The organism is Streptomyces sp. ISL-99, assembly GCF_018614005.1.
GTDB classification, from domain to species: Bacteria; Actinomycetota; Actinomycetes; order Streptomycetales; family Streptomycetaceae; genus Streptomyces; species Streptomyces flavidovirens.
This window is the reverse complement of the sequence record NZ_JAGGPC010000036.1, coordinates 48,290-61,969: the sequence shown is the minus strand read 5'-3', so window position 1 is coordinate 61,969 and position 13,680 is coordinate 48,290. Positions and strand designations below refer to the sequence as shown.

Sequence of the window (13,680 nt, the reverse complement as noted above, 5' to 3'; positions counted from 1 at the left end):
GCGGTCACTTCTCCTTCTGCAGCACGGAGAGCGCGGCGATCAGCGCGGCCTGCGGCTCCGGGGTCACTTCGAGGGCGTCGAGCGGCGCGAGCCGCCGGTCCCTCTCGGCATTGAGTACGCGGTCGATGTACGTCGTGAGCAGCTCCCCGCCCTTGTCGCGCAGCCGGGTCGCGGCGATGGCGCCGATCCGCTCGGCGAGCCGTTCCCCGGCGGTGCGCGCACGGCGGCCGCCCAGCAACACGGCGGCGAGCAGGGCGGCGACGGTCTCGGCGTCGGGCGCGGGCGGCCGCTCAAGGTCCCGTACCTCCTCCTCGGCGAGCTCTTCGAGCACCCGGCGCCAGCGCCGCGCCGCCATCGCGATCCGCTCGCCCGCCTCCCGGTCGGGGATGCCGAACGCCACCGCGCCCGCGGCGGGCTCCCGCCGCCATGCCTCGTGGACGCGTTCGTCGGCGGCGGCGACGGCGCACTGCAGCAGCGCGGTCAGGCTCGCGACTAGCGAGTCGAGAAGCTCACCCGCCGAACTGTCCAGCGGATAGCCGCGCCAGCGCGTGAGCGCGTCCCCGGACAGGACCGCGCCGCGCCGGAGCCTGCGGCGTACCCGCGTGCCCTCCCTCTCGTACGCCTCCTCGACGTCCGCGCTCAGCCGTACGGAGGCGGCGTACTGCGCGGCGACGGCCCCGGCGAGCTCGGGCATCCGGGCGTTGAGCGACTCGATGACGCCGGTCGCGGTACGGGCGACGGTCTGCTGGCGGGCCGCCGGGTCGTGCACCCGGTGCGCCAGCCAGGCCCGCAGCGGCTCGACGGCGGTGGAGGGCAGGAGTCCGGTTCCGCCCCCCGCGGATTCGGGCAGCTCGGGGATGGTGAACCGGGGTACGTCGCCGAGCCCGGCCTTGGTGAGCAGCGCGGCGTACTGCTGCGACACCTCGCCGATCACCTGGTGGGGCACCCGGTCGAGGACGGTGACGAGGGTGGCGTCGTACTCCTTCGCGGTACGCAGCAGGTGCCACGGCACGGCGTCGGCGTACCGGGAAGCGGTCGTGACCATCACCCAGACGTCGGCGGCGCAGAGGAGCTCGGCGGCGAGCACACGGTTCCCGGTGACGAGCGAGTCGATGTCGGGAGCGTCGAGGAGCGCGAGCCCGCGCGGCAGCGTCCCGACGGTCTCGACCCGCAGCGTGTCGCCGCCGTCGGCGCCCTTGCCCGCCTCCAGCGGCACTTCCGCACCCTCTTCCTCCCCGTCCTGCCGTGGCAGCCATACGCGGGTGAGCTGCGGCAGTACGCGGAGGTTCGCGAACCAGTGGTGATCGTCCGGGTGGCACACGAGCACGGGCGTCCGCGTGGTGGGCCGCAGTACACCGGCCTCGCTCACCCTCCGGCCGACCAGGGAGTTGACGAGGGTGGACTTGCCGGCTCCGGTCGACCCGCCGATGACGGCGAGCAGCGGCGCTTCGGGCTGTTTCAGCCGGGGCAGCAGATAGTCGTCGAGCTGCGCCAGCAACTCGACCCGGGTCTGCCGGGCGCGTGGAGCCCCCGGTAGGGGGAGCGGGAGGCGCACGGCGGCGACACGGTCGCGCAGGGCGGAGAGTGCGTCGATCAGCTGAGGCCGTGCGTCCAAGGTCACCACATGCGAAGAATGCCCAATTTTGAAGCCTTTTAGAAGCTTAAAGGCACCTCTGCGCGCCGATTGGCGGTGAGGGACAGACAGTACGAGTGGGGCGCAGGCATAACGAGTGCACAACACCCGGGGCGCGAGACGCCAAAAGCGATGCGCGATTCGCACTCGCCTGCGATTATCAGGTTCGCTTCACCGAACCTCCACATCGTGCCACGCAGGTGAAGCAACCGGCCCAAGGCCCTCGGAGCCCTATCCTTGTCCCCGGCAAGGCCCAGGACTCTCACAGCCCGGGGCTCCAGGCCACCGAGGCCATGATCCGGCCCCCGTAGCTCAGTGGATAGAGCAGGCGCCTTCTAAGCGCTTGGCCGCAGGTTCGAGTCCTGCCGGGGGCGCACTCACAGCCTGACCAGCGAAAACGCGGGTCAGGCTCTTTCATGTCCGGATGCACATCGCTGTGAGGGCAAGCGCCTTGACTGTCCACGATCGTGGATACATACCCCGACATCGGGGTTGCAGTTCGAGCTGACAGATGCCTGGCTACCGCTCCTCGTCCAGCACCTGGGCAGCCGCACGTGGGTCCATGAGATTGGACCACGCCTGTTCGGCCGGGAGCAGGTCCCGCTCGGGCAGGGCGTACTCCGGATACCAGCCCTCAGCCTCGCAGCCGGGGACATTGCGCAGGATCAGCACGGTCAGGTTCGGCGGTACGGAGCCGGTGATCCGGACGGCGAGGTAGGTCTCGTGGCCGTGGTCCGCACGCACCTGGAGGCCGAGGGTGAAGGTGTCGAACTCGCGTGTGTGCTCACGGCCGTCGCGCAGCGTGGCGTGCGCCAGGTCCAGCAGAGTCGCCCGCAGGCGGCGCACGAAGTGGACACCGGCCTCGGCGCGGTACCGGACGTGGTCCTCGCGTGCGGGCAGGAGGTGAGCGGTGTGCGTCGCGGTCTTCAGCCCGTCGGAATGTTCCGCGTTGCAGCGAGCCCGGGCGGCGCGGCCGTCGGCCTCCAGGGCTGCATAGAAGTCACCGCCCGAGCCGTCCTCGCGCCGACCCGCCGCGACCAGCCACGACAGGTCGGGTCCAGCCATACCGCGCCGCGCCACCGCTGCACCTTGACCTTGAACAGCACCTGGTCGTCCACGGACCGAATGCGTTCGTGCTTGCCGTCCTCGTCCGCGAACTGCTCGGACGCCTTGGCCAGGACCGGGTGGTCGATCTCGTCCAGCGGCGCCGTGACCGGCGGCACCGCGAGGCTCAGATCCTCGCGCAGGCAGCGCAGCGTCGGGCGTGCCGGGCGCAGCGGGCCGGATCCGCTCATTCCTCGATTCCCCCGACCGCGTCGATCTCCTCCGCGGTCAGCCCGGTCAGCGGCATCACATCCGATTTCAACGACCCATCCAGCACACTGAGCGCCTCCACCATCCCGGACCGCAGATCCTCACGGCGCTGCTCCAGATACACCCGGACCGCCTCGGCCACCAGGTCCTTCTTCGTCAGCCCCAGGAAATGAGCGCCCTGGCTGATCAATTTGTCCGTCGCCGGGTCCACCTTCAGCGGGGACTGGCGCACCGACTTCGCCGCCGTCGTCATCGTCAACACCTCCGCCGCCATAGTACCTAAATACCTCACGGTGTAGGGGATTCCGGCGCCACCGCTGTCGATCACCCTGACTCCGGCCGACGGCACGCGCCTTCGGTAGATGCGACGACCCGAAGAAGGCTCGGCGGCGTGCGCGGTCGCGCTCGGCGAGCTGGCTGGCCCGGCCCGCCCATCGCGGGGAGCTGGAGGTGCCGATCGCCAGCACCTACCCGCTGGAGCAGGTGCGGACGAGTTCCGCAAGCTGGAACGACAGCACACCCACGGCAAAACTCGTGCTCCGACCGTAGCTCCAGCTACCCGCGACGCCCCTCGATCAGGCACCCCGGAACACCCCCTTGGCCGTCACAGACTCTCCCTCATGTGGCCGCCAGCGGTGCTCACAGTCGCCATTGGCACCCACGGGGGACGACACTGGCCAAAGCGTCCCGGAATCGACAGCAAGCGCCTTGACGATTTTCGTTCGTGGGCGACCTGCGAACACGCAGGTGAGCACATCGCTTAGGTCCACACACCTTCTAACCTCGATCTTTCGTGACGGTCCGTCGGTTCATCCGACGGGCCGTTTCGGTCGGGTGGGCTGGTGGTAGGCAGGCTGGCGGCCCGGCTGTCGCGTCGGGTGGGCGCCGGGTTCCACGGCTCCGGATGAGGTGGGACTGGTCGGTGGGATGGGACGTTGCCACTGGTCAGCCGGGGTTCGGCAGAGCTTGCAGTCGCTCGAATGCGGCGGTGATCACGTCGGTCCAGGGCCAGTGGCGGGCGAGGCGGAGGTAACGGCGGCGACCAGTGGTGACGAGCTGGGCGGCGGCGGAGAACAGCCGCAGTCGCAGGCGTTTGGGTTCCCACCTGCGTGCGTCGCCGGTCAGGGCGAGCATCGGCATCCAGGCCAGCAGGTCGAGGGCGAGCAGGACGATCTCCAGCCAGACCCGGTTCTGCGCGGCGTCGTGGAGGGGGAGGTTGCGCAGGCCGGTGTCGCGGGCGGCGCGGATGCGGTCCTCGGCCCGGGCCCGCCGGCGGTGCCGCAGCTCCAACTGGGCGATCGGGGTGCCGGTGCTGTTGGTGGCGAAGCAGGTCAGCCGCATCCCGTCCGCGTTGGTGAAGCGCAACTGCGCGCCCGGGTGGGGGCGTTCCTTGCGGACGATCAGCCGCATCCCCTTGGGCCAGCCGCCCAGGACGTCCCCGGCGAGTTCGGCGACCCAGGCGCCGTCGCGGACCTGGCCACCGGGCTCGACCGCCGGCGTCCAGGCCGAAGCCGGCACCAGCATCGCGGCCTGATGGATCGCGTCGGTGGTGGTCATTCCCACCGAGTAGGACAGCCACCGCCCGCGCGCAGAGAGCCAGTTCACGAACGCGTGGGTGCCGCCGCCTGAGCCCGTGCGGACGAGCGTGCGCCGTCCGCATCGGTACTTCTTCGGCAGCTGGGCCAGTGCCAGGCGGGCGGCCTCGATGTGGTCGGCGGCGGTGTTGCTGCCCGCATTCCCCGGTCTCAGCAGGCCTGCCACCGGCTCCCCGGCCCCGGCCGGGCCGTGGTCGACGAACGCCATGAGCGGGTGATGGCCGTAGGTCTCCTTCCAGGTCGCGGCTGCGGCTTCCTTGTCGGAGTGCGCGATGACGAGCACACCGTCGATGTCCACGATCACCTGGCCGTCCGCGTCCGGGGCCGTCTGCCCGGCCAGCTGCCACACGCGCTCGCGGACATCGGCTCGTGCCTGGCGGACGGCCGCGAGCGCACGGGGACCGGCTGCGGCCACAGTGTCGATTAGCCGCGAGACGGTCGGATCGGACGCGACCGGCCCGAACACGCCGGGCTCGGCCCGCAGCGTCGCGACGTCGGCCAGGCAGTCACCGCCCAGCGCCACGGCCAGCGCGACATCCAGCAGAATCTTGCCGGGGTCGTGCACTGCTCTGGGCTTGCGCCACGGTGTGAGCGCCCGCGATAGCGCGTCGGTCAAGCCCGTTCGGCGAGCCGTCTCCACCAGCAGGGCACCGCCGGCCTGCGAGACCATCCCGCTGCCGCCACCCGATATCCGCACGCGCGGGTATGACCCGATACGATTGCCCACCCGGAGAGTGCCTCTTTCGCTGGTACGGACAGGACCCTAGACAAGCCCTATCTTCCCAGCTCAGGCGCGCTCTCCGGCGATCTGACCGAGTGTTGGACACGAGCTCGCACGTGTCACAGGACCCAGGATCTGGGTAGTTCCAGCGGAGGGTCGCCGACGATCGTCAGCGGCCGGCGGGAGTACCACTTTGCATCGCCCGACTGGCCGTGCAGCGGCACGGTAGCCAGCTCGAAGCGGGCGTCCAACGCGTCGAGTTCTGCCTGCCGCTCGGCCCGAATCCTGTCGGTGAACTCAGGCCATGCCTCTGCCAGCCAGGCACGGCAGCGAAGCATCTGCGTGTACTCCCAGACAACTTCGGCGTCGAACCCCTCCTCGATGTCCTGTACCAACGCCTCCCACGCCTCCATCATGGCGTTGAGCGTCACCATCCCGTACCGCGCCGCCAACCGCCGGCTTGCCCGATGCACCGACTCGTAGTCATCCGAGCTGAGCGCCTCCATGTCCATGGAAACAGCCTGCCAGCTGCTGCACCCGGCGCGGGAATAGTCACCCCACAGGTGCACACACCGGCACTCCAACTGGCACCTGGGCAGAGGCAGAACTTCCCAGCTCACGGGCAATGACAGGGACTTGCGACAAGCCAGGCAGACAACCGTCATGAAAGCCCGAGGCTAAGCGCTTGGCCGCAGGTTCGAGTCCTGCCGGGGGCGCTCTTCGCAGGCCAGAGGCGCGATCCACCCTCCGTAAGATCATTTACGGAGGGTCCATCCCTTGGCCCCGCATCGCGATCACCGCGGCTGCCACGCCCGTACGAGGCCCCCCGGGCCACCGGCTCGCGGGCGCATGACCTGAGCGCAGCACATCGGCCACCCCGGGTCACCTGCCACCCCGGGGCGACAAGATCATCCCGCACGCGTCCCACCGAAACGCGGGTCGGGAGCATCTTACGAAATTCCTATTCACGCCACCGCATACCCCTCAACGGGTGTTAATAATCCGGCAAGGGAGTGAATCCCCCCCTCCCGCCGCGACCCGTCCACAAGCAATGCGTTAGCTATTCACCGGCGCCTGAACGGCGCCGGACTTCCTCCTTTTCATGAAAGGCTAATCGCATGAACGCCAAGAAGGTGCTCGCCGGCTCCCTGCTCACGCTTGCCGCCACCGGCTTCGCCGCCTCCCCGGCGATGGCCTACGAGGACCCGAACAATCAGGGTGGGCACGGGAAGGGCAAGGGCCCGTCGTTCTCGCAGAACATCCAGATCATCGACGATGTCTGCCCGACCATCCAGGACATCGACGTCATCACCATCCTCGAGGTGCTCGACGAGGCCCGCGTCAACCAGTGCCACGACATGAAGAAGTCCGCCATCGTCGACAACTCCGACGCCCCGGCGGCGGCCGTCCTCGGCGCCGTCCGCTAAGGCGCTCAATCACCTGAATAGCAGCACCTCCTCCCTGTTCACCGGGAGAGACGCCGGGCCTCGTGGACGCCTTCCACGAGGCCCGGCGTTCTTCATGTCTCGGTTCGCGTCTCGCGAGATGAGCGAGACGCGGCGGGAGAGGGAATTTGCACGTAAACCGCAACTCCCCCGTGATTAGGGCGTTAGGTATTGCATCGGCGCCTGACGGCGCCGGAACTTCCCCCTCCTTGTGAAAGGCTAATCGCATGAACGCCAAGAAGGTGCTCGCCGGCTCCCTGCTCACGCTTGCCGCCACCGGCTTCGCCGCCTCCCCGGCGATGGCCAGCGACGAGCAGTCGTTCTCGCAGAACATCCAGATCATCGACGACATCTGCCCGACCATCCAGGACATCGACGTCCTCACCGTTGTCGAGCTGCTCGACGAGGCCCGCGTCAACCAGTGCCACGACATGAAGAAGTCCGCCATCGTCGACAACTCCGACGCCCCGGCGCTGGCCCTCCTCGGCGCCGTAAGCTAAAGGCGCCGAGCCACAGCGCTTAGCGCCGGGTTCGCCCCGGAGAGACCCCGGGTCTCGTGGACAACTTCCACGAGACCCGGGGTTTTCTTTGCGATGCGATCGGGGCGTTGAGCCGTAGCACTTCTGTACGACTGGTCCCACACCTTCCGCCGTTCCGACACCCTGGGCATACCGACGGCAACTTCGCCGCGTCTGAGGCGATTCACATATCCATGAGATAAGCGGAGAAGGGGCGAATGGTGAATTCCCGCGTCGCAACCGAAACTCTCTCGCGATTACGACGTTAGGTATTGCATCGGCGCCTCACGGTGCCGGAACTTCCCCCCCTCCTCGTGAAAGGCTAATCGCATGAACGCCAAGAAGGTGCTCGCCGGCTCCCTGCTCACGCTTGCCGCCACCGGCTTCGCCGCCTCCCCGGCGATGGCCAGCGACGAGCAGTCGTCCTCGCAGAACATCCAGATCATCGACGACATCTGCCCGACCATCCAGGACATCGACGTCCTCACCGTCCTCGAGGTGCTCGACGAGGCCCGCGTCAACCAGTGCCACGACATGAAGAAGTCCGCCATCGTCGACAACTCCGAGGCCCCGGCGCTTGCCCTCCTCGGCGGCGTCTTCTAAGCCTCCTGGAGCGCTGAGCCGCCAGCGCCGAAGTTTCCGAGGCTTTCCCTGAGGGGGCCCCGATCTCGTGAATTCGTCACGGGAATCGGGGCCCTTTTCATTGTCCGCTTTCCGGCCGGCCCGACAGGTGCCCCGGTAACAGCGGTGCCCCACCGCGCACCGGCCGCGGCGGGGCACCGCCTTATCCCGTGGGGGTCACCGATTGAACGAGGAGCCGAGGGCTGCTGCGGAGGCCACGGTGCCGAGCGTGGCGGCGCCGAAGGTGAAGGAGCCGGTGGCGGTGATGCCCGCCGTGGTGCCGGGGAGGACCCAGACGGAGCCGGCACCGGCGTTCTCGCGCGGGGCGCCCACGACGAGTTCGGCGCGGGCGTCGCGGTTGGTGTCCACCAGCTTCACCGCGAGGCCGAAGAAGTCGTCCGTCTCGGCCACGCCGGTCACTCCCGGCGTGTCCTGGTTGAAGCCCTGGGCGCCGGTGCCGGTCGGGCCGGTGGCCGAGCCGCGCAGGACGGTGACCGATCCCGCGCGTTTCAGCGTGCCCAGTGCCTCGCCGAAGACGCCGATCGCGATGTCGCCGTAGCCGTCGCCGTTCACGTCGTTGATCGACACCGAGCTGCCGAAGGCATCGTCGTCCTCGGCGGCGCCCGGGATGCCGGGGCTGTCCTGGTTGCAAATCTTCGCCTTGGTGCCCTGCGGGCCGGTCGCGCTGCCGGGGACGTACGTAATCATGCCGCCCTTGGCCATCGGGATGTCCACGCCGCTGTCGTAGCCGTCGACGGAGCGGCCGACCACCAGGTCGGCGTAACCGTCCTTGTTCACGTCACCCGCCGCGATGTGCTCGCCGCCCTCGATGCTGTAGCCGTTCGTGCCGACGACCGGGGCGGCCGGCGCGAAGCCGTCCGGCGTACCCCGCCAGTAGAAGACGGACCGGGAGTCCCACTCCTCGCTGCTGTTCACCGCGGCCACGAGGTCGTCGGTACCGTCGCCGTTCGCATCCGCCACCGAAGTGTCGAGGAAGCGGGTGCCGCCCGCCGTGTCCGGGGTCTGGGACGTGGCGCGGGCGGCGCCGTCGCGGCCGAACGGTCCGGACAGGAGGCGGATTTCGCGGGACTCCGTGATGGTCGCGACGTCCGGGTTGCCGTCGGCGTTGAAGTCGCCTGCCTTGACCAGTTCTCCGACCTGCTCTCGGAGCGTCTTGCCCTCGGCCAGCACCGCGCCGCCCGCCAGGCCCTTGGCGCCGCCCCAGACGACGGACAGGATGCCCGCGTCCTCGACCGTGCCGACGTCCTCGCCGGTGGCGCCGACGATCAGGTCGGCGTATCCGTCGCGGTCGAGGTCCTCGGTGGTGACCGCGGCGCCGAAGGCGTCACCCTCCTCGGCGACTCCGGGTATGCCGGCGGTGGCCTGGCTGAAGACCTGCTCGGACGCCGGCCTCAGGCCGGTCGCGGAGCCGTACATCACCGCGACGTAGCCCGCCTTTGCGCGGCCGTTGACGGTCGCCGAGGGCGCCGCTGTCGCCACATCCGCGTACCCGTCGCCGTTGAAGTCGTCCCCTCGTGCGGTCGCAGACAGCTCCATACATGTCTCACCAGACACTCGGGCACGGCGAATGGTTGCCCTTGGTTGCCCGTAGTTGCCCTGCGGTTGGCTTCCTCGCAACTGGCCGTTCTCGTAAGGCCGTTCGCGGGAAGCCGCAGCCTTATGCCAGCGACGCGCCGACCACCAGGGCGAAGCCCGCCGTAACCAGCAGCGTGCGTACGAGATGCAGGCGGTTCCACCGGGCCTCGAATGCCTTCCGGACCTCACGGTCGGCGCTGCCGGTCCGCTCGGAGGCGGCGAGGGCGTTGTTGAGGGGGATGTTCCCGGCGATCGTGACCAGGTGGTTGAGGGTTACGAGCCCCAGGCCGGCTGCCAGCAGGACCCACTGCGCCGCCGACCGGTCGTCGCCGGGAACTGCCAGCGCGGCGGCCGGGAAGACCACCGAGGCGAGCATGACCGACACGAACACCCCGCGCGGTACGTCCTCGTTGATACGCCGCATCGCCGCCACGAACTGCTCGTCCGTCAGCCGCCCCAGGGCGGGCATGATGCCGGTGAGGAAGATCAGCATGAAGCCGGCGTACAGCCCTGTGGCGACAACGGCGAGGGCGATCAGGAGAGTGGCCATGGCCCACATCATGGCCGAGCGGGATCAGGAAACGATGTCCTTGCGGCTGAATCCCCGGAACGCGAGCGCGAAGAGCACCAGTGCGTACGTCACCGACACCGCCGCGCCCTTGAGCATTCCGCCCCACTCCAGCTGCGGCTGAAGCGCGTCCGCCCACGCGAACTGCCAGTGCGCGGGAAGGAAGTCGCGCCAGGAGCCGAGTGCCGTCACCGCGTCCAGCACGTTGCCGACGATCGTCAGGCCGACCGCGCCGCCGACCGCGCCCAGCGGGGCGTCGGTCTTCGTCGACAGCCAGAAGGCGAGTGCGGCGGTGACCAGTTGGGACACGAAGATGAAGGCCACGACCAGCGCGAGGCGCGGTATGGCGTCGCCGGCCGGCAGCGAACCGCCCGTCGGCAGCTCCAGCGGGCCCCAGCCGTACGCGATCGAACCGGTCACCAGTGCCACGGCCGGCAGCAGCACCATCGCCGCGAGGCTGAAGGCCAGCGCCACCGCGAGCTTGCTCCACAGCAGGCGGGCGCGTGGCACCGGCGCCGCCAGCAGGTACCGCAGCGAGGACCAGTTGGCCTCCGAGGCCACCGTGTCGCCGCAGAACAGCGCCACCGGCACCACCAGCAGGAAGCCCGCGGACACGAACAGGCATGTCGCCGCGAAGTTGGCACCGGACGCGGTGGCGGTGTCCATCAGCGTCACCCGGCCGCCTTCGCGGCCGGGAGTGCCGCCGATCGCGAACGCCGCGATCAGGATGAGCGGCAGCGCGCCGAGCACCACGGCCATGACCATGGTGCGCCGCCTGCGCCACTGCCGCATCGCCTCGACGCGCAGCGGCAGGGTGTGGCCGGCCCGGTAGCCGGGGGCCGATTCGATGGCCGGTTCAATGCCCGGCTCAGTGGCCGGTGCGGTGGCCGGTGCGGTGACATGGGTACTCATGCGGAGGAGCCTCCGATCAGGGTGAGGAACGCGTCCTCCAGGCGACGGTTCGGCCCGACACCCGTCAACGGAACGTCCAGGCGGACCAGTTCGCCGATGAGTGCGCTGGGCGATGCCCCGTCCAGCCGTACGAGCAGGCCTTCGTCAGTGCGTACGGCGGACCCGATGCCCGGCAGCGCGCCCACCTTCTCGGCCAGCACCTCGCTCACCTCGCCCTCCGTCGTCACGAGCAGCGTGTCCGTGCCGCCGGTGATCTCCGCGACGGGTCCGGCCTGCATCAGCTGCCCCCGGTCCATGACAACGAGGTGCGTGCAGGACTGCTCGACCTCCGAGAGGAGGTGGCTGGAGACGATGACGGTGCGTCCCGCCGCCGCGTACCGGATCATCACGTCCCGCATCTCGCGGATCTGGGGCGGGTCGAGGCCGTTCGTCGGCTCGTCGAGGATGAGCAGGTCCGGCATGCCGAGCATGGCCTGGGCGATGGCGAGTCGCTGCCGCATGCCCTGCGAGTACGTCCGTACGGGGCGGTCAATGGGGTCTCCCCTGCTCGAGCGAAGCCGAGAGCTTGGGGAAGGGTCGCCGAGCCCCGCGATCTCCAGGGCCTCCGCCATGCGCGAGTCCTCGGCGGGCCGGCCGGTGGCCTGCCAGTACAGATCGAGGTTGGCACGTCCGGTCAGGTGCGGCAGGAAGCCCGCACCCTCGACGAACGATCCCACGCGCGACAGGACCGGCGAGCCCGGCCTGATGGCGTGCCCGAAGACCCGGATCTCGCCGCTGTCGGGCGTGATGAGACCCATGAGCATGCGCAGGGTGGTGGTCTTGCCGGCGCCGTTCGGCCCGAGGAGCCCGAGGACCTGGCCCCTCTCGACGCGGAACGACAGGTCCCGTACGGCGTACCGGTCGGCGGACTTGGCGTACTTCTTCGTCAGGTCGGTGATCTGGAGCGGGACCTCGGCGAGCACCGGGTCGGGCGCGGGCGCCACTGTCCGCCGCCGGGCGGTCAGCAGCAGCGCCACCGCGACGGCCGCGCCGATCGCCGGCAGCCCCCAGACCCACCAGGGCAGCGGGGCGGCCTGGGTCTTCACACCGGTCGCGATGGGCACGGTGAGCGCCCCGTCCCCTTCGAGGGAGACGGTGTACGCCGCCGGGTCGGCCGGGGACGCGTACCCGAGATCGGTGGCCGCGAGGACGACGCGCAGCCGGTGCCCGGCCCTCACCTCGTGGTCGATCGCCGGGAGTCGCAGTTCGACGGTGGCGCCGTCCTTCGCGCCGGCGCCGCTGACGCGGACCGGCGAGACGAGCTGGGAGGGCAGCACCTGTTGGCGCCCGTCCGCGCTCACGTCGTACACCTTGCCGAACAGGACGGCGTCGTCGCGGTCCGATTTCACCTTGACCTTCACGGTCGGCGAGCCGGTGACGCGCAGGTCGGAGGCGAGCTTCGCGGTTTCGAAGCGCGCGCTCTGGCCGGGGAAGTCGAGGGAGAGCCCGACGCCGAGTCCGGAGAGCCGGGACAGCGCCCCGACCCCCGGTACGGCGGAGATGGCGGGCGGGTTCGCCCCGGCCGGGTTGGTGAAGTGCTGCTCGGGCTTGCCTGCCGCGAGCTTGAGCTGCCGCTGCCCGGCCTCCAGGCCCGGGTAACGGTCACTCGTCGCGCCCCTCAGCCGGGCCGCGCCGTCCGTGGAGTCGACACCTCCGGTACGGGTGACGCGGAAGGCGGGCCCGGTGTCCGTGCCCTTTTCGCCCTTCAGGTAGCGGTCGAACCAGCTGGTGATCCGGCCCTCCACGCGGGCCGACTCACGGTGCCCGCCGTCGTGCCCGCCCGCGATCCAGTCGACGGCGACGGGCGCGCCGTTGCCGTCGATCGCCTTCGCCATGGCGTCGGCGTGGTCGAGCGGGAAGAGCGAGTCGTTCTGTCCCTGCGCGATGAGCGCGGGCACCTTGATGCGGTCACCCACGGCGGACGGGCTGTGCGCCGTCAGCAGATCACGGGCGGCGGCGTCCGGCTTTCCGGCGACGGCGACCCGTTCGTACATCTCGCACAGCCGCTTCTCGAACTTCTCGCAGCCGCCACCCGCGTTGATGAACATTCCGGCCCAGAGCTTTTTGAAGACCCCGTCGGGGAAGAGCGCGTCGGCCAGATTCCAGTAGGTGATCTGCGGGGCGACGGCGTCTACGCGCTTGTCGTGGCCCGCGGCGAGGAGCGAGATGGCGCCGCCGTACGACGAGCCGCTGACGCCGACGCGCGGATCGCCGTCCGCGTCGAGCCGCACCTCGGGGCGCTCGGCGAGCCAGTCGATCAGCCGCGATACGTCCTTGACCTCGCCGTCCGGGTCATTCAGCCCGATCTTTCCCGTCGACTTCCCGAAGCCGCGCGCGGACCAGGTCAGCACGGCGTACCCGTCGCGGGCAAGCTGCTCGGCCTGCGCCTGTACGTCGCGCTTGCTGCCGCCGAAGCCGTGCCCGAGGAGGACGGCGGGCCGTTTCCCGGCCGCGCCGTCCGCGCTGTCTGCGCCGTCCGCGCCGTCCGCCGTGAAGAACGAGGTGTCGATTCTCACCCCGTCCATGTTCATGATCCGTTCCTCGCGGTGCACGGCGGGCGCGTCGCTGCCCGAGGCGACGGCCGTCCACGTACCGCCCCCGGCAAGGACGGCGAACGCGGCGGCCGCACCGGCGAGCGCCCGGCTGCGGGGAATGCGTAGCTTCATAACTGAACCCTAGGTCCCGGGTATGACAACCGAAGCTCCCCCCGGATGGAAG

General features: G+C 69.9%; 12 protein-coding genes and 1 tRNA gene. 4 read left to right on the top strand and 9 right to left on the bottom strand.

The window, feature by feature from the left end; all coding sequences use genetic code 11:
• Positions 1-4: 4 nt before the first annotated feature.
• Positions 5-1,615: a dynamin family protein gene (locus J7E91_RS22620; RefSeq protein ID WP_214907692.1), complete on the bottom strand. Its 1,611-nt coding sequence runs from the start codon at positions 1,613-1,615 to the stop codon at positions 5-7.
• Between the two features lie 319 nt (positions 1,616-1,934).
• Between J7E91_RS22620 and J7E91_RS22615 the strand changes: the two genes are divergently transcribed.
• A tRNA-Arg gene (locus tag J7E91_RS22615) sits at positions 1,935-2,007 on the top strand.
• A gap of 145 nt (positions 2,008-2,152) precedes the next feature.
• Here J7E91_RS22615 and J7E91_RS22610 read toward each other — a convergent pair.
• The 4 genes from J7E91_RS22610 to J7E91_RS22595 all read right to left on the bottom strand — a co-directional run bounded on the left by J7E91_RS22610 (position 2,153) and on the right by J7E91_RS22595 (position 5,775).
• Positions 2,153-2,698, bottom strand: a complete 546-nt coding sequence (locus J7E91_RS22610; protein WP_251016097.1) for a hypothetical protein — start codon at positions 2,696-2,698, stop codon at positions 2,153-2,155.
• A 226-nt stretch (positions 2,699-2,924) separates the two neighbouring features.
• The gene (locus tag J7E91_RS22605; RefSeq protein WP_308376913.1) at positions 2,925-3,275 is read right to left on the bottom strand and encodes a hypothetical protein; all 351 of its coding nucleotides are present in this window, start codon (positions 3,273-3,275) and stop codon (positions 2,925-2,927) included.
• A gap of 617 nt (positions 3,276-3,892) precedes the next feature.
• Positions 3,893-5,269: an IS1380 family transposase gene (locus J7E91_RS22600; RefSeq protein ID WP_214907689.1), complete on the bottom strand. Its 1,377-nt coding sequence runs from the start codon at positions 5,267-5,269 to the stop codon at positions 3,893-3,895.
• A 113-nt stretch (positions 5,270-5,382) separates the two neighbouring features.
• A complete protein-coding gene (locus J7E91_RS22595; RefSeq protein ID WP_214907687.1) occupies positions 5,383-5,775 on the bottom strand; it encodes a hypothetical protein in 393 nt (130 codons plus the stop codon).
• A 606-nt stretch (positions 5,776-6,381) separates the two neighbouring features.
• On the opposite strand from J7E91_RS22595, the gene J7E91_RS22590 reads away from it, so the two are divergent.
• The 3 genes from J7E91_RS22590 (at position 6,382) to J7E91_RS22580 (ending at position 7,829) form a co-directional block, all read left to right on the top strand.
• The gene (locus J7E91_RS22590; RefSeq protein ID WP_214907685.1) at positions 6,382-6,690 is read left to right on the top strand and encodes a hypothetical protein; all 309 of its coding nucleotides are present in this window, start codon (positions 6,382-6,384) and stop codon (positions 6,688-6,690) included.
• Between the two features lie 245 nt (positions 6,691-6,935).
• On the top strand, positions 6,936-7,208 hold the full coding sequence (locus tag J7E91_RS22585; protein ID WP_214907682.1) for a hypothetical protein: 273 nt from the start codon (positions 6,936-6,938) through the stop codon (positions 7,206-7,208).
• Between the two features lie 348 nt (positions 7,209-7,556).
• The gene (locus tag J7E91_RS22580; RefSeq protein ID WP_214907680.1) at positions 7,557-7,829 is read left to right on the top strand and encodes a hypothetical protein; all 273 of its coding nucleotides are present in this window, start codon (positions 7,557-7,559) and stop codon (positions 7,827-7,829) included.
• A 195-nt stretch (positions 7,830-8,024) separates the two neighbouring features.
• On the opposite strand, the gene J7E91_RS22575 is transcribed toward J7E91_RS22580, so the two are convergent.
• The 4 genes from J7E91_RS22575 to J7E91_RS22560 all read right to left on the bottom strand — a co-directional run bounded on the left by J7E91_RS22575 (position 8,025) and on the right by J7E91_RS22560 (position 13,628).
• Positions 8,025-9,404 carry an FG-GAP-like repeat-containing protein gene (locus J7E91_RS22575; protein ID WP_214907678.1) on the bottom strand — a complete coding sequence of 460 codons (1,380 nt, stop codon included), beginning with the start codon at positions 9,402-9,404 and terminating at the stop codon, positions 8,025-8,027.
• Positions 9,405-9,525: 121 nt separating this feature from the next.
• On the bottom strand, positions 9,526-9,993 hold the full coding sequence (locus J7E91_RS22570; RefSeq protein WP_214907676.1) for a DUF1772 domain-containing protein: 468 nt from the start codon (positions 9,991-9,993) through the stop codon (positions 9,526-9,528).
• Positions 9,994-10,017: 24 nt separating this feature from the next.
• Entirely contained in the window at positions 10,018-10,923 is a 906-nt protein-coding gene (locus tag J7E91_RS22565; RefSeq protein WP_214907674.1) for an ABC transporter permease, read from the bottom strand.
• Positions 10,920-13,628, bottom strand: coding sequence for an alpha/beta fold hydrolase (locus tag J7E91_RS22560; RefSeq protein ID WP_214907672.1), 2,709 nt, complete (start codon positions 13,626-13,628; stop codon positions 10,920-10,922). The genes J7E91_RS22565 and J7E91_RS22560 overlap by 4 nt, the downstream gene beginning before the upstream one ends.
• Positions 13,629-13,680: the final 52 nt, after the last annotated feature.

What these genes read in the sequence shown, in the direction of transcription:
- J7E91_RS22610 (WP_251016097.1), bottom strand. Translation starts at nt 2,698, where the DNA reads ATGGCTGGACCCGACCTGTCGTGGCTGGTCGCGGCGGGTCGGCGCGAG.
- J7E91_RS22590 (WP_214907685.1), top strand. Translation starts at nt 6,382, where the DNA reads ATGAACGCCAAGAAGGTGCTCGCCGGCTCCCTGCTCACGCTTGCCGCC.
- J7E91_RS22595 (WP_214907687.1), bottom strand. Translation starts at nt 5,775, where the DNA reads ATGGACATGGAGGCGCTCAGCTCGGATGACTACGAGTCGGTGCATCGG.
- J7E91_RS22585 (WP_214907682.1), top strand. Translation starts at nt 6,936, where the DNA reads ATGAACGCCAAGAAGGTGCTCGCCGGCTCCCTGCTCACGCTTGCCGCC.
- J7E91_RS22570 (WP_214907676.1), bottom strand. Translation starts at nt 9,993, where the DNA reads ATGGCCACTCTCCTGATCGCCCTCGCCGTTGTCGCCACAGGGCTGTAC.
- J7E91_RS22565 (WP_214907674.1), bottom strand. Translation starts at nt 10,923, where the DNA reads ATGAGTACCCATGTCACCGCACCGGCCACCGCACCGGCCACTGAGCCG.
- J7E91_RS22580 (WP_214907680.1), top strand. Translation starts at nt 7,557, where the DNA reads ATGAACGCCAAGAAGGTGCTCGCCGGCTCCCTGCTCACGCTTGCCGCC.
- J7E91_RS22560 (WP_214907672.1), bottom strand. Translation starts at nt 13,628, where the DNA reads ATGAAGCTACGCATTCCCCGCAGCCGGGCGCTCGCCGGTGCGGCCGCC.
- J7E91_RS22575 (WP_214907678.1), bottom strand. Translation starts at nt 9,404, where the DNA reads ATGGAGCTGTCTGCGACCGCACGAGGGGACGACTTCAACGGCGACGGG.